The 23,715-nt window shown below is 61.0% G+C and carries 23 protein-coding genes; 12 read left to right on the forward strand and 11 right to left on the reverse strand.

Annotated elements, in window-relative coordinates; genetic code table 11:
* Positions 1-655: 655 nt before the first annotated feature.
* Together AB4072_RS11590 and AB4072_RS11595 are read left to right on the forward strand one after the other, a co-directional pair.
* On the forward strand, positions 656-1,162 hold the full coding sequence (locus tag AB4072_RS11590; RefSeq protein ID WP_441968095.1) for a YciE/YciF ferroxidase family protein: 507 nt from the start codon (positions 656-658) through the stop codon (positions 1,160-1,162).
* Positions 1,163-1,184: 22 nt separating this feature from the next.
* Positions 1,185-1,727: a DUF4142 domain-containing protein gene (locus AB4072_RS11595; RefSeq protein WP_441968096.1), complete on the forward strand. Its 543-nt coding sequence runs from the start codon at positions 1,185-1,187 to the stop codon at positions 1,725-1,727.
* Between the two features lie 48 nt (positions 1,728-1,775).
* Here AB4072_RS11595 and AB4072_RS11600 read toward each other — a convergent pair whose 3' ends face one another.
* Positions 1,776-1,931, reverse strand: a complete 156-nt coding sequence (locus AB4072_RS11600) for a general stress protein (protein WP_441968097.1) — start codon at positions 1,929-1,931, stop codon at positions 1,776-1,778.
* A 331-nt stretch (positions 1,932-2,262) separates the two neighbouring features.
* Between AB4072_RS11600 and AB4072_RS11605 the strand changes: the two genes are divergently transcribed.
* The 4 genes from AB4072_RS11605 to AB4072_RS11620 all read left to right on the forward strand — a co-directional run bounded on the left by AB4072_RS11605 (position 2,263) and on the right by AB4072_RS11620 (position 6,207).
* Positions 2,263-3,432, forward strand: coding sequence for a zinc-dependent alcohol dehydrogenase (locus AB4072_RS11605; RefSeq protein WP_441968098.1), 1,170 nt, complete (start codon positions 2,263-2,265; stop codon positions 3,430-3,432).
* 12 nt (positions 3,433-3,444) lie between these two features.
* Positions 3,445-4,236: an SDR family NAD(P)-dependent oxidoreductase gene (locus AB4072_RS11610; protein ID WP_441968099.1), complete on the forward strand. Its 792-nt coding sequence runs from the start codon at positions 3,445-3,447 to the stop codon at positions 4,234-4,236.
* A gap of 155 nt (positions 4,237-4,391) precedes the next feature.
* Complete coding sequence (locus tag AB4072_RS11615) at positions 4,392-4,934, forward strand: PRC-barrel domain-containing protein (protein ID WP_441968100.1); 543 nt, start codon at positions 4,392-4,394, stop codon at positions 4,932-4,934.
* A 169-nt stretch (positions 4,935-5,103) separates the two neighbouring features.
* Positions 5,104-6,207, forward strand: a complete 1,104-nt coding sequence (locus AB4072_RS11620; protein ID WP_441968101.1) for a YihY/virulence factor BrkB family protein — start codon at positions 5,104-5,106, stop codon at positions 6,205-6,207.
* Positions 6,208-6,231: 24 nt separating this feature from the next.
* On the opposite strand, the gene AB4072_RS11625 is transcribed toward AB4072_RS11620, so the two are convergent.
* The 3 genes from AB4072_RS11625 to AB4072_RS11635 all read right to left on the reverse strand — a co-directional run bounded on the left by AB4072_RS11625 (position 6,232) and on the right by AB4072_RS11635 (position 8,217).
* Positions 6,232-6,726: a YciE/YciF ferroxidase family protein gene (locus tag AB4072_RS11625; RefSeq protein ID WP_441968102.1), complete on the reverse strand. Its 495-nt coding sequence runs from the start codon at positions 6,724-6,726 to the stop codon at positions 6,232-6,234.
* Between the two features lie 128 nt (positions 6,727-6,854).
* Positions 6,855-7,112 carry a hypothetical protein gene (locus AB4072_RS11630; protein ID WP_441968103.1) on the reverse strand — a complete coding sequence of 86 codons (258 nt, stop codon included), beginning with the start codon at positions 7,110-7,112 and terminating at the stop codon, positions 6,855-6,857.
* Between the two features lie 106 nt (positions 7,113-7,218).
* On the reverse strand, positions 7,219-8,217 hold the full coding sequence (locus AB4072_RS11635) for a PhnA-like protein (protein WP_441968104.1): 999 nt from the start codon (positions 8,215-8,217) through the stop codon (positions 7,219-7,221).
* Positions 8,218-8,445: 228 nt separating this feature from the next.
* On the opposite strand from AB4072_RS11635, the gene AB4072_RS11640 reads away from it, so the two are divergent.
* Positions 8,446-8,865: a CopG family transcriptional regulator gene (locus tag AB4072_RS11640; RefSeq protein ID WP_441968105.1), complete on the forward strand. Its 420-nt coding sequence runs from the start codon at positions 8,446-8,448 to the stop codon at positions 8,863-8,865.
* 104 nt (positions 8,866-8,969) lie between these two features.
* Positions 8,970-10,238 carry an extracellular catalytic domain type 1 short-chain-length polyhydroxyalkanoate depolymerase gene (locus AB4072_RS11645; protein ID WP_441968106.1) on the forward strand — a complete coding sequence of 423 codons (1,269 nt, stop codon included), beginning with the start codon at positions 8,970-8,972 and terminating at the stop codon, positions 10,236-10,238.
* Between the two features lie 235 nt (positions 10,239-10,473).
* Here the strand turns inward: AB4072_RS11645 and AB4072_RS11650 are convergent, their stop codons facing one another.
* The gene (locus AB4072_RS11650; protein ID WP_441968107.1) at positions 10,474-11,403 is read right to left on the reverse strand and encodes a LysR substrate-binding domain-containing protein; all 930 of its coding nucleotides are present in this window, start codon (positions 11,401-11,403) and stop codon (positions 10,474-10,476) included.
* 93 nt (positions 11,404-11,496) lie between these two features.
* Here AB4072_RS11650 and AB4072_RS11655 point away from each other — a divergent pair, with 93 nt between their 5' ends.
* Positions 11,497-12,414 (forward strand): DMT family transporter, encoded by a 918-nt coding sequence (locus AB4072_RS11655; RefSeq protein ID WP_441968108.1) that lies wholly within the window; start codon positions 11,497-11,499, stop codon positions 12,412-12,414.
* Here the strand turns inward: AB4072_RS11655 and AB4072_RS11660 are convergent, their stop codons facing one another.
* Positions 12,415-12,735 (reverse strand): hypothetical protein, encoded by a 321-nt coding sequence (locus tag AB4072_RS11660; RefSeq protein WP_441968109.1) that lies wholly within the window; start codon positions 12,733-12,735, stop codon positions 12,415-12,417.
* Between the two features lie 35 nt (positions 12,736-12,770).
* A complete protein-coding gene (locus tag AB4072_RS11665; protein ID WP_441968110.1) occupies positions 12,771-14,309 on the reverse strand; it encodes a serine hydrolase in 1,539 nt (512 codons plus the stop codon).
* A 97-nt stretch (positions 14,310-14,406) separates the two neighbouring features.
* On the opposite strand from AB4072_RS11665, the gene AB4072_RS11670 reads away from it, so the two are divergent.
* The gene (locus AB4072_RS11670; RefSeq protein WP_441968111.1) at positions 14,407-16,335 is read left to right on the forward strand and encodes a heavy metal translocating P-type ATPase; all 1,929 of its coding nucleotides are present in this window, start codon (positions 14,407-14,409) and stop codon (positions 16,333-16,335) included.
* A gap of 70 nt (positions 16,336-16,405) precedes the next feature.
* Complete coding sequence (locus tag AB4072_RS11675) at positions 16,406-17,305, forward strand: Gfo/Idh/MocA family protein (RefSeq protein WP_441968112.1); 900 nt, start codon at positions 16,406-16,408, stop codon at positions 17,303-17,305.
* Positions 17,306-17,356: 51 nt separating this feature from the next.
* On the opposite strand, the gene AB4072_RS11680 is transcribed toward AB4072_RS11675, so the two are convergent.
* The 4 genes from AB4072_RS11680 to AB4072_RS11695 all read right to left on the reverse strand — a co-directional run bounded on the left by AB4072_RS11680 (position 17,357) and on the right by AB4072_RS11695 (position 22,062).
* On the reverse strand, positions 17,357-18,295 hold the full coding sequence (locus AB4072_RS11680) for a ring-cleaving dioxygenase (protein ID WP_441968113.1): 939 nt from the start codon (positions 18,293-18,295) through the stop codon (positions 17,357-17,359).
* A gap of 162 nt (positions 18,296-18,457) precedes the next feature.
* The gene (locus AB4072_RS11685; RefSeq protein ID WP_441968114.1) at positions 18,458-19,894 is read right to left on the reverse strand and encodes a M20 family metallopeptidase; all 1,437 of its coding nucleotides are present in this window, start codon (positions 19,892-19,894) and stop codon (positions 18,458-18,460) included.
* Positions 19,895-19,976: 82 nt separating this feature from the next.
* The gene (locus AB4072_RS11690) at positions 19,977-20,204 is read right to left on the reverse strand and encodes a DUF1127 domain-containing protein (RefSeq protein WP_441968115.1); all 228 of its coding nucleotides are present in this window, start codon (positions 20,202-20,204) and stop codon (positions 19,977-19,979) included.
* Positions 20,205-20,514: 310 nt separating this feature from the next.
* On the reverse strand, positions 20,515-22,062 hold the full coding sequence (locus AB4072_RS11695) for a helicase HerA domain-containing protein (protein WP_441968116.1): 1,548 nt from the start codon (positions 22,060-22,062) through the stop codon (positions 20,515-20,517).
* Positions 22,063-22,377: 315 nt separating this feature from the next.
* Between AB4072_RS11695 and AB4072_RS11700 the strand changes: the two genes are divergently transcribed.
* Positions 22,378-23,508, forward strand: a complete 1,131-nt coding sequence (locus tag AB4072_RS11700) for an anhydro-N-acetylmuramic acid kinase (protein ID WP_441968117.1) — start codon at positions 22,378-22,380, stop codon at positions 23,506-23,508.
* Positions 23,509-23,715: the final 207 nt, after the last annotated feature.

Consider the following 23,715-nt stretch of genomic DNA (forward strand, 5'->3'; position numbering starts at 1 on the left):
AATATGTACTGGCGTCCGATTTCGAGGGCGCCGTTAACATGATCTACGCGCGTGAAGGACTGCGTTGCGAACTCGTGACGGCAATGACGAACCTCAACCAGGCCGACGAGTTGCCGGATTCCGTAGCGTGGCCTCCATTATAAGCACTACCGCCATGCTGTCGTTGGACGCGAGTTCATGATTTCAATCGCACGGGATTCGGCCAAACAGAGAATTCTCCTGCCTTATTCGCCACCGGCATCGTCGCGGGCGCGACGGTCGGGCCTGAAGGCAAATGGCTGTAGCCGAAAAGGCCATCAAGCGCTTGGGCAAGCGGAAGCCGTTCTGGCACAAGTTTTAGAAACGGAGCGACATACAGAATTGTCACTTTCTCCACGAGTCGTTTCCGCCCCGTTCGTGTGACTAAACGACGAAAATTTCGAGCGATCAGGAACCCTCTCCTCGATGACTGGTTAATGAGGCAAATTTCGGTGTCAACTAGTGGGTTTGAACAATTTTGCAGTGGTCACGTTTCAGTCCAATAAGCCCAGCTTTTGTAGGCGTTTTGCATCTGTAAAAAGTTCTTTTTTGGCAAAATAAATTGCTTCGATTGCTATTTTCAATCTCTGAAAATCAGGATCGCTGCGTCGCGCTCGTTAGCAAAGTGGAGGGAACCATGGCTCTCTTTTCAAGTGAAATGAATACGCTGGACGATCTCTTTAGCCATACGTTGCAGGACATGTACTATGCTGAAAACCAAATCGTCCGCGCTCTGCCAAACATGATCGAAAAGGCTTCTAGCCAGGAGCTGAAGCAAGGGTTCGAAGAACATCTTGCGGAGACGAAAAACCACGTGGCGCGTCTGGAGAAGGTTTTCGAGATGCGCGGGCAGTCTCCGAAGGGAGTCGATTGCCCGGCCATCGATGGAATCATTGAAGAGGCGGACGACGTTATTGGTGAAATCAATGACGAGAATCTCTTGGATGTCGCCATTATCGCCGCAGCACAGGCAGTCGAGCATTACGAAATCACGCGTTACGGCACGCTGATAGCCTGGGCGACGCAGCTCGGTCAGGACGATTGCGCTGCGCTGCTTCAGGAAAATCTGGAAGAGGAGAAATCAGCCGACCGAAAACTCACGGCTATGGCTAAGGGAGGGGCTAATCAACGCGCAGTCGCCTAATATTAGATGACAGGAGATAGTCATGGATCGTCGGTACGTTTTGGCCGGAATTGCCGGCGCAATGGCCGCGCCTGCACTTGCGCAGACCACAGTACCTTCCGCTATGGGACAGCTCACCCAAGCTGACGTGCAACATATTCGACAGACGCTACAGGTCGGAGGCGTTTCGCTTGAGACGAGTCGGATTGCCCTGCAGAAGGCGCAGAATGCGGATTTAAAGCAGTTTGCCGGATTCGAAGTTCAGGAGCAGACAACTCTTTCCGAGGTCTTGCACTCAATATTGGAGCCGGGCGCTACGTCGGCGACAGGTGGGGCGGCTACTTCAACCGATGCGCAGAGCCGGGATATGATCCAAAAACTTCAAAGCGCCCAGACCGGAAGTGACTTCGATCGTCAGTACCTGCAGGGGCAACTGCAAGGCCACCATGCCCTCTTACAGATTCAAGAGCGCTATTTGCAATCTCGCTCGCAAAATCGTGAAGGCACGAATATCACCAAAATGGCTCGTGGCCAGATCCTCGAACACATTGCGCTGTTGGAGGGGATTCAGCGGAAGATGAGTTGAACGTAAAAGAGCCGCCAAAGGCGGCTCTTTTTAGTCCTATATATGGCGTTAGCGCTTGCCGCCTTTGCGCCCGGCTTCCGAGGCTTTCTCGGGATTCTTCTTGAAGTTTTCGGGGCTGGCCTCGCCGCCTTTCTTGGCGATTTCGCGTTGCTTGTCTTCATCCATGGACCCAAAGCCGCGTCCTGAACCTTTACTCTGTGGCATCGTCTCTCTCCTACAACTTCCACATGGCATCGCACATGGTTGAAAAGACAACGGTGTCCTTTTCGTTCGGTTCGACCTGTGCACTAATAATTCGACCTGTGCACTAATAATAAGTTGCTGGCCAATTCTTTGCCTTGCCGAATGCGGTGACGGCCGATGAGCTTTGCAGAGGGCGTTGATTTCGTCGAGCGATGTCGATTGGTCGTGTCGCTGCGGGCGGTGGGCACGGTCAACCCTGAGCGTTATCGCTGCAAAAAGAAACTCCGCTACATGCCAAAGGAACGCCTGTAACTCTGCGCCGTTGGAATCACGTCAATGAGGGGAGAGCTCGGTGAAAGCCCTGACATGGCATGGCAAAGGCGATATTCGGTGCGAGAGTGTTCCCGACCCCAAAATCGAACACACACGGGATGCCATTATCAAGGTAACGGCTTGCGCGATCTGCGGCTCCGATCTTCATATTTTCGACGGCGTAATCCCCACAATGAAAAGCGGCGACGTTCTTGGCCACGAAACCATGGGAGAGGTTGTCGAAGTCGGAACGGACAACAAGAAGCTCAAGGTTGGTGACCGCGTCGTCGTGCCCTTTACCATCTCTTGCGGCGAATGCTTTTTTTGTAAGCGCGGGTTTTACTCAGGTTGCGAGCGTTCGAACCCCAACAAGGCTATGGCCGAGAAATTATGGGGACACTCTCCTGCAGGCCTTTTCGGATATTCGCACCTCCTCGGTGGTTATGCAGGTGGACAAGCGGAATATCTGAGGGTGCCTTACGCCGATGTTGGCCCCATCAAGGTTCCGGACGGGCTCGGCGACGAGCAGGCACTCTTCCTGTCCGATATTTTCCCGACAGGATATATGGCCGCGGATTTCTGCAATATTCAGAAAGGCGACACGATCGCCATTTGGGGTTGCGGTCCGGTTGGACAAATGGCGATCCGAAGCGCGTTCTTGCTGGGCGCGGACCGTGTCATCGCGATCGATACTGTTCCCGAACGCCTCGCGCTGGCAAAAGCGGCGGGTGCTCTTACGCTCGATTTCAAGGAAGAAGACATCTACGACCGAATCCAGGAATTGACCGACGGACGCGGAGCGGATGCTTGCATCGACGCTGTCGGCACGGAGCCGGATATTGGAAGTGGCTTAGATGCGGTAGTGGATCGTGTCAAAGTAGCCACGTTCATGGGCACGGACCGTCCTCATGTCTTGCGGCAAGCTATTCAATGTTGCCGCAACTTCGGCACCGTTTCCATCGTGGGTGTTTATGGTGGGTACCTCGACAAGATCCCGATGGGTTCAGCGATCAATCGTGGCTTGACCTTCCGCATGGCGCAGACCCCGGTGCAGCATTACCTACCCCTTCTTCTTAAGCGGATTGAGCAGGGCGACATCGATCCGTCCTTCGTGATCACGCACCGAGCGACACTCGAAGAAGGTCCCCGTCTCTATAAGACTTTTCGCGACAAGAAGGACGGCTGCATCAAAGTAGTGCTCCGGCCGTAGAGGAGATCGACCATGGCAGGGACACATAAGTTAGCTGTCGTCACGGGTGCCTCAACGGGTATCGGATACGAGCTGGCTAAATTGGCAAGCCAGCAAGGCTATGATCTGATCGTCGTGGCTGATGAGCCCGCTATCGAAAAAGCGGCGCAAAGTCTGGCGGACGGCGTCTCCGTCAAGGCCGTCGAAGCCGATCTTTCAACGATCGAAGGCATCGATTCGCTCTATTCTTCCATCAAGGCGGATGGTCGGCCCGTCGACGCGCTGTTCGCCAATGCCGGGCGCGGTTTAGGAAGGGCATTTCTCGATCAAGATCTTACGGCATGGCGCAAGGTGATCGATACCAACATTACCGGAACGCTTGCGCTTATTCAGAAAGTAGCGGCCGATATGCGCAACCGCGGTGAAGGCAAGATTCTCATTACGGGATCCATCGCCGGTTTTATGCCGGGAACATTTCAGGCTGTCTATAATGGTACCAAAGCTTTCATCGACTCGTTTTCATTTGCCCTCCGCGACGAATTAAAGGATTCCGGCGTCACGGTGACCTGTCTCATGCCAGGGGCAACGGAGACGAAATTTTTCGAGCGAGCCGACATGCTCGACACCAAAGTCGGACAAGACCCCAAGGATGATCCCGCAGATGTCGCAAAAGTCGGTTTCGAAGCCATGCTACGTGGCGATGGAGATATCGTGAGCGGCTGGAAGAACAAGCTTCAATCCGCGATCGCGAACATAACACCGGCGGAAGTGCTGGCCGAGCAGCACCGTAAGATGGCAGAGCCAGGGACTGGCAAAAAAAATTAAGTGATGCTCGGGTCGGCACGCACGCTGTCCATGGTCCAGCTCAAACGGCTAAGGTCGATCTAGAGAAAGAAGCCGGGCCCAGAACGAAAAGCCGAACTCCTCGTTATTCTGACAAGCAGACAATTGTCCGCGCGTTCATGAACATGGAGGAGACCATGCTGACCCATCATTTGGCCTTGGCTTTTTTCGGAGCCGCACTGATCTCGGCACCCGCTATTGCCCAGACGACCCAGCCGAGCGCACCCACACCGTCTTCGGGGCAAATGAGCACCGGCAACTGGATGACTCAGGAGCAGCCAGGCCAGTGGCGTGTGTCGAAAATCGAGGGTCTGAATGTCTATAACAACAACAATGAAAAGATCGGCGATATTCGCGAACTTTTCCTGGATAACAGTGGCAAGGTGGCGGCGATTGTAGTTGGTGTCGGCGGGTTCTTAGGGATGGGCGAGCACGACGTGGCGGTACCCTTCGATCAGATCACTCTGGTCTATGAGCCTCTTTCCAATACGACCGCCTCGAGTGGTACCGCGGTTGCACCAAACCCCAATGCACCGGCGAGTTCGGGTACGGTAAACACAACGGGTTCGGTCGCGACCGTTCCCAGTGCCACGAGCCATGCCTCCACTCCTGATCATGCCAAGCTGAACATGACCAAGGATCAGTTGAAGGCGGCCCCCGAATTCAAATATGTCCGCTAGAGAGCGCATGAGATGTCGAGAGGGGCCACGGGCCCCTCTCTGATCCGCTGGGATCCTAAGCAGCCGGTCTCTGATGCCAAGTTCATTCAGCCACGGCTTGCGAGTATCGGCAAAACGGAATTCCGAGATGCCTCATCATAAGGCCACCGGTCCAGTCCGGAGCGCGTCCATGTCCAAGTTATGGTTGGTCGTTCTCGGCTGGACGCTCTTACGACTTGTTGTTGTCGGAGGTCACTCGCATCGCCGCCTTGCTCGTTACGAACATGGACGCTCCGACGGAACGCCAGCCGCCGGCAAGCCTGCGGAGGCTGCAACTGGAGGCAGCGAACCCGGTAGGGGACGCCAAGCTGCGAAACCAACCGAAATTCCGGCTCAAGGATGGAAGGACATCTTCTGGCGTCTGTATGAGCGAATGCAGCGGGATAGCGTCATGCTCGTTGCCGCAGGTGTCGCATTCTACACCCTCTTAGCGATCTTTCCTGCAATTGCCGCCCTTGTCTCGATCTACGGGCTCTTTGCCGATCCAGGAACGATCCACGGTCATTTGGAGGCTCTTTCCGGTATTCTTCCGGGCGGGGCTCTCCAAATCGTCGACGAGCAAGTGCAACGGATCGCCAGCAAGGGCGCAGGAACGCTCGGTCTCAGTTTCTTGTTCGGCCTCGCCGTCGCACTTTGGAGTGCGAACGCGGGCATGAAGTCCGTCTTTGGTGCGTTGAATATTGTCTACCGGGAAGATGAGAAACGCTCGTTTCTGGTTCTGAATGGCAGCTCGCTCGCATTCACACTCGGCGCAGTTCTGTTCCTGCTGGTTGCTCTCGGCGCGGTGGTAATCTTGCCGCTCGCACTGCACTATCTGGGGCTTGGCCCTTGGGCGAAGTCTCTCATTACAATTCTCCGCTGGCCTCTTCTTCTGGGCGGTATGGTCTTCGCCCTCGCGCTCATCTATCGGTACGCACCAAGTCGCGACTATCCGCAATGGCGTTGGGTGACGCTGGGCAGTGTGATCGCCGCCGTGCTGTGGCTAGTCGCTTCGATGCTCTTCTCTTGGTATGTGGCGGACTTCGGCAGTTATGACGCTACATATGGCTCGTTAGGCGCGGCGATCGGTTTCCTGACTTGGATCTGGATTTCCACCATTGTCGTTCTGGTTGGAGCGGAGCTCAACGCCGAGGCAGAACACCAAACAGCAGAGGACACGACGGAAGGCCCCCGAAAGCCGCTTGGTGCTCGGGGCGCCACGATGGCCGATACGGTCTGTGAAGCAAAAGGCTGAGACGCCCCGCTTAGGCGCAGATGATCACGCGGCAGCTCGCTGATTGACCGCCTTCGCCATCTTCGAAAGAAGTTCGTCAGTTTGCTTTTCCTCGGCCAGAGTTTGATCGAGAAGCTTCGCGGCGTCTTTCAAGCCCAGTTGTTCGGCCCAGGTGCGCAAGGTTCCATATCGAGTAATCTCATAGTGCTCGACTGCTTGTGCGGCGGCCACAAGGGCGGCATCAAGTGCGGCGCTATCCGCGAAGTCTCCCATGACTTCTTCACCTTCTTCGAGAATCCCCTTGATGGCCTCGCAGGTGACGCCTTGAGCCCGCGCTCCTGCAATTTCAAAGACTTTTTCGAGACGATCGACGTGGATCTCCGTCTGCTTGCGATGGTGTGCGAACGCCTTCTTCAGCTCGTCGGTCTCGGTCGCCTTCTCCATCTTTGGCAACGCTTTGAGGATCTGTTTTTCCGCGAAGTACATATCTTTCAAAGTGTGAAGGAAGAGATCATTGAGGTTCTTTTCTTTCGAGGGCATTGCTCATCTCCTTGTCGAAAGTGGCAAGGATGAAACTCGGAAGGCGCCGACTTGATCCAGAACTAAGTGAGGCCAAGCTTGAGCGCCGGCAAGTGGGATGGGGGCAAGCCGGAAAACGACCGAGCACATCATTGGTTCTGAACAGGCTTCAGTTCCATCAGCGCTTTCAAAGCTGATTGCGAGAGCAGGTCTGGATCCCGTTCTCCTACATTCGCCCTTTCAATTATGAGCTGAGCCAATAAACGCCTAACTTGCATCGCTGGGATTGCGTGGTCCGACGCCGCGTCCGTAAGGGTATTCAGTGCCTTTTTGAACGCGGCGTCCAGAATTTGAATTCCTTCAGGGTCAAAAATATCGAATCCACGCGGATGTTCTACGGGTTCCACGGGACATCTCCCATGCAAATTTGCCAATCGAGGACACGGATCAGGAATCAGCCCACTTAGAGCTTCCGACATCGCTCAAGTAACCCTTCTCCTCCGCATTGAAATTTCACGGCCTCGCGACCGGTCCGCTGACCGGGGGCAGACGGCTATTCTCCATCTCGACCCCACCGCGCGACGCCGATTCCGCGAACCCTGTACGCGCTGCCGAAGCCAAAGCGGTATCCGTAAGTGTCGGGTACACCGTGCCGGTCCGACCGCCAAACCAACCCGCCAAGGCACCGACGACGAGGGCGAGCGAGCCAAACAGCGCACTCCGAGAGACAGCTTGGGCGGCAGCGTCGGCGGCCTGCGTCGCCTGCAGCTTGGCCTGATCCACCGCCTGCCGGTATTGCTGCTCGTATTGCTGGATCTGGGCGCGGGCCTGATCCTCCGGAATGTTCTGCGCCCGGGCCAATGCGGCGACGGCGCGATTCCGCGCGGCCTGTGCCTGAGCCTGGTCGCCCGTGAGCGTGGCGCGTATGGCGGCGATCGCCGCGTCGCGCAGCGCAGCGGGGTCATTGCCGCCGGCTACGCCCCGTATCTGGTTCTCGATAGCGCTGAATGGATCGGTGACCTGCGATAATGAGGGGGCAGCGGCTTGAAGTGCGGTTTGAGCCGTGGCGCCGACCGTGCGGCTCACGCCTCCAAGCGCGCTTGTCACCGTACTGTAGGCCCCGCCGACCAGGCTGCTGGCCGTGGAAGTCAGAAGATAGAAGATGACCAGGGTCGTGAGCGCCCAGGCGGTGAGGCCGTGCCAGCCCGCAGTCGATTCCTTCGGCTTACCTGCAAGCCGACCTGCGGCGTAGCCGCCCGCAAAGGAGGCAATCACGCCGGACAGAAGAAACCAGGCTCCGGCCCCGATGGAAAGGGACATCGCGGAGGGATTCGCATTCGCTCCCGCGCCTGGGTTAAGCGTCGACACGCCAATGCCGACGCCGATCATGTTGAGGATAAGCTGCGTGACGAGGGCGATGACGACGCCGGCAAGGACGGCGCCCCAGGCAATGCGGTTGAGCATCATCGTGCGGGCATCTTCGGCGGGGAGTGTGACGGGGCGATCGACCATAGTAGCCTCCTGAACACAAGATTACCCAAAAAGAACGTGCGCCACCCACGCGTGTTCCGGAGGGGCCGCTTTTCCGAGAGCTTGTGCGCGCGTCCAGGGTCCGCCCTGACGGCTTCTGCGAAGCCAAGACCTTCAAGAGCGAGGAACCGGGGACTTGAGTGATGTCCCTTGTAATGCGACCGAGTCATCCCAAATACCATCCATGTGGATGGTCGATGGATGGTCAAGATGACTGGTAAAGGACAGGAGCTCCGCCCGAAGGCAGCCGATAGCGAGAAGATCACGATCAATCTCGGCTATGTCGATCTCGGCCATATCGACCTCCTGGTGCAGGAGAGTTTTTACTCGAACCGCACCGATTTCATTCGGACAGCGATCCGGAATCAACTCGATCGCCACAACGACGCCGTCAAGCAGTCCGTTGCGAGACACCAACTCGATCTCGGTCTGCGTCAATACAGTCGGCAGGACCTGGAGGCCGTGCGAGCGGCTGATGAGATGCTTCACATTCAGGTCCTCGGGCTGGCCGTCATCGCGGCAGATGTCTCTCCCGAACTGGCGCGCGAAACCATTGCCTCCATCCACGTGCTTGGCGCCTTGCAAGCCAGTCCCGCGGTGAAAGCAGCGTTGAGCGACCGCATCCGATGAAGGTCTGATTCTCGCTGCTTGAAGTGAGTGCCTTCAATCCCTTCCGAGAGGAAGGGCACCGCTCTTTCTTTGCCGAAATCCCACCTCGCATAGGAGCTATTCCCATGACCGTATTCCTGAAAATCGACATGATGGAGGCGACCCGCCTCACACGCGAAGGGCGACTTGAAGAAGCGATGGCCGTTCTGCGCGGAGGGCTCGCCCCTTCATCTGCCGCCCCGTCCGGTTTCGACGGTGATGCACAGCAGAAGCCGGCCGGGCATACGCCGCCCATTCTCGATATGGTGCCACCGTCCATGGAAACCGGAGGCGCCTGGACGGCCCCGCAATTTTGTGAGGCGCATCCCGCCGGTCGTCCCGGGAGCATGAGCCCGCCGCAGATGCCGGAAGCGCTCCGCGGGTTCCTCGATCGTGTCGTGCAACCCGGCTCCGTCCGTGGACTCGATGGATTGGTCGGGCCTGCTGTAAGGCGCGCCCCGGCTCCTCTACCGGACGGGGCGCGGTTTGAGGAGCACAGCTATGCCAACGAGGCAGGAAGCCGAGCGTACAAGCTCTACGTTCCAAGCGGCTACGACGGAACGGCGCTGCCCCTTGTGGTGATGCTCCACGGCTGCACCCAGTCGCCCGACGACTTTGCCGCCGGTACGCGAATGAACGATCTGGCTGAAGAGCAGACTTTCCTTGTCGCTTATCCGGCGCAGGCACAATCAGCCAATGTCTCCAAATGCTGGAACTGGTTCGACGCGAGCCATCAGCAGCGCGACCGGGGCGAACCCTCGCTGATCGCCGGGATCACCCGCCAGATCATGCGCGACTTCCCCGTCGAACCCGGCCGCGTGTATATCGCCGGCCTGTCTGCCGGAGGTGCCACAGCGGCAATCATGGGCTCGGCTTACCCGGATCTCTATGCGGCCGTCGGCGTCCATTCCGGATTGGCGTGCGGGGCTGCGAGCGACATGCCATCCGCCTTCGCTGCGATGCGGCAGGGCGGATCGCCCGCTGCAAGAGGATCGCGTCCAGACGGCGGGTTCGACGCTGTTCCGATCATCGTATTCCATGGCGACCGCGACACGACTGTCAACCCGGTCAACGGCGATCAGGTCATCGCCCAGTCGAGGGCTATCGCTGATCTCCGGGTCACCGTCAGCCACGGCGAGGCTCGGGGCGGGATCAGGTACACCCGCACCGTTCAGACAGACGAAACCGGGCGACCGATGCTGGAGCAGTGGGTCCTTCACGGCGTGGGCCACGCATGGTCCGGCGGGAGCGCTGCCGGATCATACACCGAGCCGCGCGGGCCCGACGCCAGTCGCGAGATGATGCGCTTTTTCCTCCAGCATCCTGACATTAGGCGGGAGTCCGAACCCACTTAGATCTAGGGCTTAACGAACACTCACGCGCCGCCCGTCACTCGACCGCTTACTCGTGATCGCGCGCTCGATCAGGCCTCTCGCACCGATGAGTCTGGCTTCGGCTGGGGATGCGCACGCGCTTGAGCCCGAGGCCGCGCTTTTCGCTATTCCGCGAAGGCGGGAAATTTTCTGAGTTCCGCGATGAGCAGACCAGGCCTGGGAATGCTGATGCAGCAACGCGTAGAGTTCCTCGTGCTCACGCTTTCAGAAAAGCCGCTATCGTCGCCTCGTCCGCTTCGGCCGCAACCATGATGCGGCGGGCGAGTTCGGCAGCGGCAGGACGTAAAGGTGCATGGGACCGGTCGAGCCAATAGGCGACCGGGTTGAGCGCTGTTCTCTCATCGACCGCAACGAGGCGTCTGCTCGCCAGCATTTCCGTCGTCAGGGGCGGACGGGCAAGCGCGATGCCGAGCCCATGAGCGGCGGCGTCGAGCACAAGGTTGTAATCCTCGAAGCGGCGATCTTGCGGGCGCGCACGATAATCGAAGCCCTGCTCCGCGAACCAGGCGCGCCAGCCGCCCGCGTTGGAATCGTGAATCAGCGGATAATCGAGCAGGCGTTCAGGTGCACCTTTGCCGATCCGGCTGGCAAGGCCGGGTGCCGCGATCGGAAAGCAATATTCTTCGAACAGGCGCACACAACGCCGACCCGGCAGCGCCCCGCGTCCGCAACGCATCGCCAGATCAACTCCCTCCTGATCGAGATCGGCATCCCGGTGTTCGACGGAAAGCTCGATGCGCAAAAGCGGATCGCCCTTCTCGAACGCGCTGAGACGCGGCATCAGCCACAGGCCGCTCAATGACGGAATCGAGGTCAGGCGAACCACGCCCGCGCCGCGCGCCTCGACCCAGCGGTCGGAACTCGCGGCGATGAGAACGAAAGCCTCCGTCGTGCGTTGAAAGAGCCGCTGCCCGTCCGGCGTCAACGAGACGCCACGAGCCTTGCGCTCGAACAGGCGCACGCCCAGCCAATGCTCCAGCTTGGCGACCTGACGGCTGATCGCCCCATGGGTGAGATTGAGGGTGGAAGCCGCCGCCGAGAAACTGCCAAGGCGCGCCGCCGCCTCGAAGGATCGCAAGGAATCGAGGGGCGGCAGGGTCGGGAAAGAAGGCAAGCTGTGATTCATGCTCACAGCTCATCCTCGATTTGTTCGTTTGTCAACGAGCCAGAACGGAGAGATTCTCCGGCCCGAAAGCCGATTCGAGGAGAAGCCTACGCCATGACCGCCACCACCGCCTCCGACAATCGGCCCTTCGACATGGTGACGTTTACCGCCGTCACCATCACGATCATCGCCTGGGCCTCGGCCTTCCCGGCCATCCGCGCCGGATTGCAGGCGTTCGGCCCGTTGGAGCTTGGCGCGCTGCGCTTCGCCATCGCGGCGGTTCCGGCCGCCCTGTTTCTCATCGTCACCCGTCCCGGCTGGCCCACATGGACGGATTTCGCCCGGCTCGCGGTCGGCGGCATCGTTTTCGTGGCGCTCTACACGGCGCTTCTCAATATCGGGGAGAAGACCGTGTCGGCGGGGGCCGCCAGTTTCATCATCAACGTGAACCCGATCATCACGGCGGGATTGGCCATGTTCTTGCTCGGCGAGCGCTTCAGTGGGCGCGCCTGGGCCGGGACCGCCTTGTCCTTTGGCGGAATTGGCCTGATCGCGCTCGGGGAAGGCAAAGGGCTGCATCTCGATGCGGGCGCTCTTTTCATTTTGGGCGCAGCCTTCTGTTCCTCGATCAGCACGGTGGTGCAAAAGCCTCTCTTCGCACGCCACCGCCCGCTCACCGTTTCGGCCTGGAACATGGTGATCGGCGCCATCGTGCTGTCACCGGCCTTGCCGAGCGCGGTGACGGAGTTGTCGTCGGCCTCCACCGAAGCGACGCTCGCGGTGATCTATCTCGGCATCGTGCCGAGCCTCATCGCCTATGGCACCTGGGCCATTGCGCTCTCGCGCCTGCCCGCCAGCCGCGCTTCGAACTTCATGTATTGCGTGCCGCCCGTCGCGACTTTGCTCGGCTTTCTCTGGCTCGGCGAAACACTCACCTTATTCGGAGCCATGGGCGGCGCAATGGCCCTCATGGGCGTCGCTTTCGTGAATTGGCGGCCCATCGCCAAGACGCCAAAGATGAAGAAGGCCTGATCACCAGCCGCGCTGGCGCTTGATCATCTGCTTCTGCATCTCTTTCTGGTTCCGCCAATAATCCTTCTGCATATCCTGCTGCATCCGGTAGTAATCCCGGATGCGCTCCTTGCGGCTCGTGGAATTGCGATACTGATTCCAGTCGTAATGCCTGTTGCCGCTGTAGGGATCGTCATCGTCGGAGAAGTCGAAACGAAACTGCGCCGGTGACGTGAGCGAAGGCGTCTGTAACGGTGCGGGACCCATGGCGGCAGCCGGCCCGGTACCGGCAACGAACATCGCCATCATCGTCGCGATGACGGAGCATTTGCTGATGGTCATGACCTTCTCCATTTTGCGCTGACACGGAGTGCCGATCATGGTCGACGCTCGAAGACTTGCGGCAAGGCCGGATCGATCCAGCGCATGAGAACGACGTCGCCGCGCTCGTTGCGCTCGAATCGCATCTGCGCGGCTGACTCGTCGCCAATCAAGGCCGCCGGAGCAACGAAAGCGCCCTCGGCCAAGAGCCTCGTGGAGAAGACATCCGCATAAAGCGGCGTGAGCACGAGCACTGCGTCCGATTCAAGCTTGATCAGGAGCTTCGCATCGGAGACCGAAACATTCGCCTCTCCCAAAAGCGGCGAAGTATAAGTGCCGGCATAGATGGACACATCCTGCAACGCTGCGGGCGTCATCTTCGGTTTCGCCTGCTCGGCAGCCTCTCTCCTCACGCGTAATGCCTCGGCGGCGAGCGCCACGTTGTCGACGGTGGTGTTGCCGAGAATGCGATCATAAAACCATTGCGCGATGGCATCCGGAAAACCGTTATTCTCCAGATTGGTGAGAACGACGATGCCCACATCGCGGTCAGGCAGAAAACCCACATGCGCGCCAAAACCCGAGGTGCCTCCATTGTGCCAGATGACGCGCCCGTTCGGCGTCGCGGTGACGATCCAGCCGACCGCATAGGATAGGCGCTCGCTGATGGCGACGCGTGGCGTCCAGGTCACGTCGAGGTTCTTCTCGGAGACGATGACCTTGTCCCCGAATTGTCCGCGCCCCAGGTGCAGCCGCAGCCATTGGGCGAGATCGGGCACGTTGGAATTGAGATTACCCGCCGGGCCGAGCGCATAAGGAAACGCCGCATGGAACGGCACCGTGACAGGATCGCCCGCCGTCGCGCGATGCCCGGTGGCGTGGTCCGGTGCTTTCTCGATCGCTTCCGACGTCGCGCTCGTCGCGCGCATGCCGAGGGGATCGAGCAGGTTCTTTCTCACCACATCGTTCCAGGAGGCGACATCTTCCTTCTGGGCGAGAATGCGTCCGGCAACCATATGGGGAATATTGAGATAACTGAAATCGGAGCGGAACGACGCCGTGACCGGCGCATAGCGCAGCGAGCGGATGAGGGTCGCCTCATCGAAGCCGAGCACGGTCAGGCCGTCATTTACATAAGGCGTCAGCCCACTGCGTTGAGCGGGAAGATCGAGCATGCGAAATTCGCGCGTCAGCCAGGGATCGCTCAGTTGAAATTCAGGGAGAAGATCGACGACCCTGTCGTTCCAGGCCAGCTTTTCCGCATCCACCGCCTGAGCCATCGTCGTTGCGAGAAAAGCCTTCGTGGTCGAACCGATCTGGAAAATCGTCTCCGCGCCGACCTTGTCGGGCCGACCGCGCTCGCGCAGGCCGAAACCGTTGCTGTAGACGAGCTTGTCGCCATGCACGATGCCGACGGCGACACCCGGCACCTTGAATGTCGCCATGCCCGCTTGCAGATAAGTCTCGAGTTCCGGCACCAGCTTCTGGATACGCTCCTGCACGGGAGCCTGAGCCATGGCCGTGCCGGCCGCCAGACTTGTCATCACCGATGTGGCGGTCACAATCGTCAGACGAAGCAAACCGAACGGCATCATGAGACCAACCCTTTTTTTGCGGATAGGATTATGATCGTGTCAGAACTTGACATTACGTTCAATCCCAACCGCCACGGTGACCGTATGGGTTCATGAAATGAGTGCGAGCGACCCGACATCCGTCGCTTCTGTTCCGGTGACGGCGGGTGTGAAGCCGGCGCGATCTCTTCGCGACCTTCAGCGGCTGGCGCGTCCGGTGCTGGTGGCGGTGCCTGCGTTCGGGCTCGTCGTCGGCCTGATCGCGCGCTATTCCGGGTTCGCGCCATGGGCGGGGCCGATCTGGGCCTTTGCAACCGTGCCGGTTCTGGCGGTCCTCCTGATCGAGATCGTCGCCAGCCTGCGCCGGGGCGATGTTGGGCTCGATATCGTCGCCGCCCTGTCGATGACGGGCGCACTCGCCTTTCAGGAAAATCTCGCCGCCGTGGTGGTCGCGCTCATGTATGCGGGCGGCCAGTATCTCGAAAACTATGCGGAGCGCCGGGCGCGACGGGAAATGACGGCGCTGTTGTCGCACGTACCACGCACGGCCATGCGCTATCGGGACGGGCAGCTCGAAGAGGTCGCGCTCGATCAGGTGACGCCCGGCGACCGCATTCTCGTGCGGCGCGGCGATATCGTGCCCGTCGATGGCACGGTCTCTAAGGGCATCGCCGTGCTCGATCAATCGGCGCTCACGGGCGAATCCATTCCCGTGCAACAGGGCGCGGGCGAAGCGGTGATGAGCGGCTCGACCAATGCGGGCGATCCCTTCGATCTTGCCACCACGCACCGGGCGGCCGAGAGCACCTATGCGGGCATCATCCGTCTCGTGGAGGAGGCGGAGCGGTCCAAGGCGCCGATGTCGCGGCTCGCCGACCGTTTCGCCATGGTCTTCCTCGCCGTCACGATCCTCCTTTCGGGCGGCGCTTGGCTGTGGACCGGCGATCCGATCCGCGCGCTCGCGGTGCTCGTCATCGCCACGCCCTGTCCGCTGATTCTCGCCGTTCCGGTGGCAATCATTTCCGGCATTTCGCGTGCCGCGAAGGCGGGCATTCTCATCAAAGGCGGCAAAGCCCTTGAAACACTCGCCCGCATTCGCGCGCTCGTCGTTGACAAGACTGGCACGCTCACCCACGGCGAAGCACGTGTGAGCGCGGTTCATCCCGAGAGTTGGCTGTCGGAAGCCGAGCTTTTTCGCATCGCCGCATCCCTCGATCAGGCTTCGAAACACGTGATTGCGCGCGCCATCGTCGTGGAGGCGCAAAGGCGGGACTTGAGGCTCTCATTGCCCACGTCCATCGAGGAAACGCCGGGCGAAGGCGTCGAGGGCATCGTCGACGGCAAGCACGTCATCCTCGGCGGACGCAGCTTCGTCGCCAATCGTGTGCCGGATGCAGAGCGTGCCTTGAGCGCGCAAAAGAAAGCCGTCGGCGCGGTCACCGTCGCTGTCGCCATCGACGGACAGTTCGCGGGCACGTTGGTGTTGGCGGATGAATTGCGCGCGGGAACGGCGCGCCTTCTCGCCGATCTGCGCCACCAAGGGATCGCGCGCATCGTGCTCGCGACCGGTGACCGTCGCGACGTGGCGCAGGCCGTGACGGCGGGTTTGCCGTTCAATGCCATCCACGCGGACCTGACCCCCGACGCCAAGATCTTCGTCGTGACCGGCGAACGGGAGAACGGGCCTGTGATGATGATCGGCGACGGCGTCAACGATGCACCGGCGCTTGCTGCCGCAGATCTCGGAGTCGCCATGGGCGCACGCGGCGCGGCGGCCTCGGCACAAGCCGCCGACGTGGTGCTTCTCGTGGACCGTCTCGACCGCGTTCTCGTGGCGATTCAGATCGCCCAACGGGCCCGCCGCATTGCACTGGAAAGCGTCTATGTGGGCATCGGCCTCTCGTTCATCGGCATGATCGCCGCGGCCCTCGGTTATCTGCAACCGGTCGAGGGAGCTCTGATTCAGGAGGCCATCGACGTGACGGTGATCCTCAATGCGCTGAGAGCTCTGCGAGGTGGCGTGGGAACAGTCACTCCGCACAACTAAGTTTCACTGCATTCTCGCTTCGCCTCCATTCAGCGGTTATACGCGCTTGGCAAAGATTGGGAGCGAGACGATGACTTTTGGTGTCGGCGTGTTGGGTCTTGGCGTGATTGGCCAGCGGCTGATCGAAGGGTTCGAGGCCGATCCGCATTTTCGTGTGATCGCCGCATACGACCCGAGCCCGGTCGATGTCGACGTGCCGCGCGCAAACAGCGTGCAGGAGCTCATCACGAATCCGGCCATCGCCTGCATCTACATCGCCACGCCACCGGCAACGCACGAGGAACTCGTCCGTGCCGTGGCTGATGCTCGCAAGGCGATCTTCTGTGAGAAGCCGCTTGCCGCGTCAGCGACTTCCGCGCATGCCTGCCTCGAGGCGGCACTGGACGCGGGCGTGCCCGCAGCCGTGAATTTCCCCTTCGCGACGGCGCCCGCCGCAGTGCGGCTAAAGGAACTCGTCGAGACCGGCGCGCTTGGCGACGGTCTTTCAGCCACCTTGAAGGTGCGCTTCAAGACCTGGCCGCGCGGGTGGCAACACAGCGCGGTGGGATGGCTTGCCGGACCCGAACAGGGTGGCTTCACGCGTGAGGTCGTCTCGCACTTCGTGTTTCTGGCGCTCCGCCTTTTCGGCCCTGCCACCGTGGTCGAGAAGCAGATCCAACGCGGCCCCTCCGGCACGGAAACGCGCGTCAAAGCGATCTTGCAATTCGCCCGCTGCCGTCTCGTCATCGACGGCGCGGTCGAGGGTGAGATCGACGATCTCAATCAGTTCGAGGTCAGGGGTTCCAAGGGCTCCGCTATGATGAGCGACTGGTATCGCCTGCGTTATGCGGGCGGCGACATCGAACCCGTCCGCGCGGTCGGCAGCCAGATCGCTGAACTCGCCAAACTCCTCGCCGGAGAGCCTTGCCATCTTGCGACGATGCAGGAAGCGGCGGACGTGGTCGAGATCATCGAGAGCATCTTGTCGTAATGAGGTTTCTCCTCCCGCTGTTTCGACGGGAGGAGAAAGGGTAATCGCTCCTTAGAGCGGCTTCAGTCCGGCCTCAATCTGCGTGCGCCGTGGTTCCAGGAACGGCGGCAGGGCAAGGCTTTCGCCCAAGGTCGCCATGGGCTCGTCGGTGGCGAAGCCGGGGCCGTCGGTGGCAATCTCGAACAGGATGCCGTTGGGCTCGCGGAAATAGAGGCTGCGGAAATAATAGCGATCGATCGGCCCGCTCGATGGCGCGCGGATGGCTTGAAGCCGTTCGGCGCATTCGAGATAGGTCTTTTCGTTTGGCGTGCGGAAGGCCACATGGTGCACGCCTCCCGCGCCCGGTTGTGCGAAAGGAAGCTTCGGCTCGACCGCCACATGAAGCTCGGCAGCAGGTCCGCCTTCGCCCATGGCGAAGACGTGAACCGTGCGGTCGGCTTCCGCGAATTCACGCTCATGGCGCATGTCCATGCCTTCAGTCAGGACAAGGGCGGTGCGCTCAAGCTTCGGCACGCTGATCGTGATCGGGCCGAGGCCCCGGATTTGATGCTCGACGGGGACGGAACTGCGCTCCCACGGCACGCCATCACCCTTACCGCCGTCATCCACCAAGGCAAGGCGCTGGCCTTCCGGGTCCTCGAAGCTCAGCCACAAACGCCCATCGCGCTCGACAATGCCGCCATGAGCGATCTTGTGCGCGTCGAAGCGCTCCTTCCACCATTGCAGGGTTTTTTCGCCGGTGACGCGCAGGGCCGTTTGCACGATGCTGTGTGTGCCACGCTTTTCGCGCCCCACGGGCCAGTCGAAGAACGTGACGTCGCTGCCTGGCGAGGCGACACCGTCGCCGTAGAACAGGTGATAGGCGCTGACATCGTCCTGGTTCACGGTCTTCTTCACGAGGCGCATGCCGAGAGCCTGCGTATAGAAGGCGTGATTACCGGATGCATCCGCCGTGACGGCAGTGAGATGGTGAATTCCTGTGAGTTGCATAATGCTCTCCATCAATCGGTTGCCCCGAAGATATGATTGCGATCATGCAAGATCGACCCCACGAAAAGCGGATGAATACTTGCCAAAATGCAAGATAGCCTATTCGCCCAATCGAAGGCGTGGATGCCCGGGACGAGCCCGGGCCCGACGGGAGAGGGTCGTCTAAGCCGCCTTGGCGTTCAGGTGTTCCGGCGTCACTTCGGGTGGGATCGGGCAGACATAGGCCTTGCCGCCGGTTCGCTCCTTCAGCTCCGCCTTGGCACGGGCGAGAAGCTCGGGGTTGCGTAACACGTCAGCGGCGGTGGCGGCCATGGATTTGGCGGCGAGCACCATGCCCTTATGCGCTGCCGGCAGCTTGCCCTGCGCCACGAGCTGCCAGGTATGGAACGGGGTGCCGATGGCAAAGCACGCCGTGTGGCATTGCACCGTCGGTACGATCCAGCTCACATCGCCCACATCGGTGGACCCCATGAGCACACCCTCGCTTTCGGTCATGGGAAGAAGACCGTCATGCAGCGCCTTCACCTTGAGCGCGATGTCATGCAGCTTCACGCTTTCCAGAATGTCTTCCGCCGTCAGCGCCTTCTTCTGAAGCTCTTCCGCGAAGGCCACATCCGCCGCATCGAAAACGGGCGGACCGAGGCGCTTCATGTTCTCGTACATGGCCTCCTGCAAAGCTTTGTTGGGAAGTACGTTGAACGTCGCATCGGTGATCTGCACCTCGACGCTCGTCTCCGTCATCAAGGCCGCGCCTTCCGCGACTTTCTTCACGCGCTCGAACAGGATTTGCGCGTCGGGAAGTTGCGGCGAGCGCACGAGATAGAGCACTTCCGCATAAGCCTGCACCACGTTCGGCGCGATGCCGCCGGTATTGGTGGTGGCGTAATGCACGCGCGCGTCGGAGGGCATGTGCTCGCGCATGTAATTGACGCCGACATTCATCAACTCGACCGCATCGAGCGCGCTGCGCCCGAGATGCGGAATCGCCGCCGCATGCGCCGCGCGGCCCTTGAAGCGAAAGTAAGCCTGCACGGTGGCAAGCGAACTCATGGTCGATACCTCATTGACCACGTTCGGATGCCAACAGAACGCCGCGTCGATATCATCAAACGCGCCCGCGCGGGCCATGAAGGTCTTGCCCGATCCGCTCTCTTCTGCCGGACAGCCGTAATAGCGCACGGTGCCGGCGATTCCCTCATCTTCCAACGCGCTCTTCAAAGCCGCCGCCGCGAGCGCGGAGGCGGAGCCTAAAAGGTTGTGGCCACAACCATGACCGGGCGTCCCGGCCTTGGTCGGCGCATGTTCGGTGAGGCCCGATTCTTGCGCGAGATCGGGTAGCGCATCGTATTCACCAAGAATGCCGACGACGGGTCCGCCCTGGCCCGCCTCCGCGATGAAGGCGGTCGCCATGCCGCCCACATTGCGCGTGATGCGAAAACCTTCGCCTTCAAGCAGCGCGATCTGCTCTTCGACCGAGCGATGCTCGTCGAAGGCGAGTTCCGGCATGCCCCAGATCCGGTCGCTCATGGCGCAATATTCCGCGCTTCTTTCATCCACGCGGCGCGCGACTTCATCGAGGCTCAAGCGATCGTTGTGCATTTGTGAAAGGCCTTTCTTCGGACACGTCGAGGTAAGAGCTTATCCTTCCCGAAGCCGTTCCGAAAGAAGCCTTCCCGTATCTTCAACTGAAGCCGAGATGCTTGCGCCAATAGAGCTGATGGACATCATGCACCGCCATGAAATCGTCTGCACCAAGGCCGATATCGCGCAATTGATCGTCGCTCAGATCGGAGATGGCGAGCCGCGTCCGCCTGATGGCCCCAAGCAGCCGCAGCCGATGCCATAAATCCGCGAAGAGGACGAGCTTGTTCGTCGCGGCGAATGCGCCGCTTTCCACCGAGATGTTCATGATTCACAGTCCTTTTGTCGGACTGAAGAATCGCAGGAAAGACCGCTCACGTCCCGCCCAATCCCTTCGCCAACGGCCGAAGCGTTCGGCGGTTCGGCCATGACAGGAGGTGTTCTCGCCAGCGAACCCACCGTCATTCCGGGGCGCGCGAAAGCGCGAGCCCGGAACCCATAAACGTCAACGTGTTCTAAAAAGGAACAACGGCCAATGTTGCGCAGGAACCGTCACCCTTGACGGCTCTGGATTCCGGGCTCCGCTGCGCGGCCCCGGAAGGACGGAGAAGTTGTGCACCACGACGTGATGCACGGCCCTAACCGACCGCGAACAGGTCCTGATCGCCGGATGGCGAGGTGGCAGGTTCCTCGAAGGCGTTCGGATCGCCGGGACCCGTCTCCCAGCCGAGATCGGGCAGGGCGATGATTCGAAGCCCGCGCGGATCGTTGCGGGTCACCACGATGTTGCGGCTTTCCATATAGGCGACGAGGCGGCGGGCGCGGCCTGGCGAGCGGCTGCCGCAGGCACGCGCGATCTCGCCATCCGGCGGACACGCGGAGCGCTCCATGGCGGCGCGGGCGAGCAGCAGATAGACGCCTTGAATGTCTTCTTCGAGATCGCTCGCGAACGCCACCGCGCGATCCCATTCCGTACCCTCGGCGGTCGCCATGTCGACGCCCGCGCGCGCCACCGCGAGACGACGGCGGAAGGCTGGGAGGTTTGGTGGTTCGCCACTGACACGACGGATGCGGCAGCGCACGAGAAAGTCCTGGTAGAGCACGGCAACCGTGCGGAACGCCGCTTCCGGATCGTCGAGGATTTCGCGCATCACAGCGTCAAGAGCGAGTTCGCGCTCGGCTTTCGATTCCTCCGTCATCGCGGTCGGTGCTTCCGGCGCGGTGGCGGGGCGGGTTCTTGCGAGCTGCGCCAGAAGATCGTTGGTCGCGGGCGGCGGTGGTGGCGGTGCGCGACGCTGTACGACAGGCCGGGCCATTTCCTCCGCGCTCGCAGTAAAGATGAGATCGCGCGCATCGTCGGTCTGCTGCTCCGGCATGGGCAGCAACTTGAAGCTGCCGCTGCGCGCCGAGGTCTCAACATTCCCAATCCGCACCGGCAGCGGGCGGCGCGACAAGGCAGGACCCAACGCCACGAAATGGCCGCGCTCCAGATCCCGGAACATTTCGGCCTGGCGACGCTCCATGCCTAACAAGTCCGCCGCGCGGGCCATATCGATGTCGAGGAACGTGCGGCCCATGAGAAAGTTCGAGGCTTCCGCGGCCACGTTCTTGGCGAGCTTGGCGAGGCGCTGCGTGGCGATGATGCCGGCAAGGCCGCGCTTACGGCCACGGCACATGAGGTTCGTCATGGCCCCGAGCGAGATCTTTCGGGTCTCGTCCGAGACCTCGCCGGCGGCAGCGGGTGCGAAAAGCTGGGCTTCGTCGACGACCACGAGCATCGGATACCAGAGATCGCGCTCCGCATCGAAGAGGCCGCCGAGAAAGGCGGCGGCGCAACGCATCTGCGCTTCCGAATCGAGTCCTTCGAGGTTGAGCACGACCGAGACGCGGTGCTGACGCACGCGCGCCGCAATGCGCTGAAGATCGCCCTCGCTGCGGGCGGCATCCACCACCACATGGCCGAACTTGTCGGCGAGCGTGACGAAATCGCCCTCCGGGTCGATCACGGCCTGCTGGACGTAAGGCGCGCTCTGTTCAAGCAGGCGGCGCAACAGGTGCGATTTACCCGAGCCGGAATTGCCCTGGACGAGCAGGCGCGTCGCCAGAAGCTCCTCGAGATCGAGAAGGGCCGAGCCGCCGGACGTTGCCCCTGAGGACACGACCCCCATGTCGATGCCGACCTTCATTCCCTGTCTCGATTCTCCACGCGCAGCCGTTGCCGGAGACCCCTCCTAGCACGATGAGGAGCGCGAAGGGGCAAGAACGACTCAGGCTTTCCACAATCTTGCCGCGCCCCGACGACAGCCACGGGGTCGCAGGAAGCGGCTAAGTCGGCTCGAATTCCGGCTCTCGACCCGCCTCGAGCCTTCTTCTTGGTCTGAAACCACTGGATTGGGCATTGAGATTGCCTGACCTGACGGTAGGATGGCCGCCATGATGCGGGCCTTGTCCGGCCGACGCCGGAGCGACAGGCTCGCCCGATCCGCAACATGGAGATTGTCGTGAAGCCAGCCTGGGCCATCGGATTGATGACTGGAACCGTCCTCGACGGCAATATCGACATCGCCCTGATCAGGACGGATGGCGAGACGGTTCAGGAATTCGGGTCCTGGACGCTGGCGCCCTACCCACCGGAACTGCGTCCCCTCCTGCGAGACGCCATGGCTCAGGCCCGCGATTGGAATTTTGAAGGGCCGGAGCCTGCGATCTTCGGGCAGGCGGAAGACGCCTTGACCCGGGCGCAGTCGGCGGCGGTGACAGCTTTTCTCGCCAAGGCCGGCATCAAACCATCGGACATATCCGTCATCGGCTTCCATGGTCAGACCATGCTCCACCGGGCGCCCGATAGCGCGCGCCATGGCCAGACCCGGCAACTCGGCAACGGCGCGCTGATGGCGAGCCTCGTCGGCACGAATGTGGCCTTCGATTTCCGCACCGCCGACATGGCGGCGGGAGGGCAAGGCGCGCCTCTGGCCGCCAGCTACCATATCGCCCTGTTGCGCAGCATCGACGCCAAGCCGAACACGGCCGTTCTCAATCTCGGCGGGGTGAGCAACGTCACCTGGTGGGGCGGCGGCGATATGATGGTCGCGTTCGATACCGGACCCGCCAACGCTCCGCTCAACGACTGGATCGGCCGGCACGGCCTCGGCGACATGGATCGCGATGGCGCCATCGCGGCCCGTGGAACCGTGGACGAGGCGCGGCTCGCCCGCCTCCTCGAGCATCCCTACCTGACGGCTTCCTATCCCAAGTCGCTCGACCGCAATGATTTCACCGCAGCCATGGCTGACGGGCTGAGCCTGGAGGATGGCGCGGCCACCTTGACCGCGTTTACCGCAGGGGCCGTGGGCAAGGCGCTCGATCTGTTGCCGCAGCGCCCCGAGCATCTCATCCTGTGCGGCGGCGGGCGGAGAAACCCGACGCTCGTCGATGCCATCCGCACACGCGCGCGCATCGAGCCCGTCATGGCCGAGGCTGTGGGTTGGCGCGGCGATGCCGTGGAGGCGGAATGCTTCGCCTTTCTGGCGATCCGCGCCCTTCGTGGATTGCCGATCAGCTTCCCGCTCACGACGGGCGTCAAACAGCCAATCACCGGCGGACGCATCGCGACATTCGACGCGGCGGCTTGAGCAGGAACAACACCTGACATCCGATCGGCTTTGCCGTTCAGGTGATGGTGCGGGTGAGTGCCCGCGCCATTCTGTCGTTTCGACTCGGCAATAGCCTTCCATTACGATGACTGGCCAGTCAGTCATGTGATGAAAGATGCCCCGCGCGTCGAAATCGCCTGAGCTTTCAAGGACTCAACCACTGCGCAAGCGGGCCGCTCCCCGCCG

This window comes from Microvirga sp. 2MCAF38 (genome assembly GCF_052115485.1).
Lineage (GTDB): Bacteria > Pseudomonadota > Alphaproteobacteria > Rhizobiales > Beijerinckiaceae > Microvirga.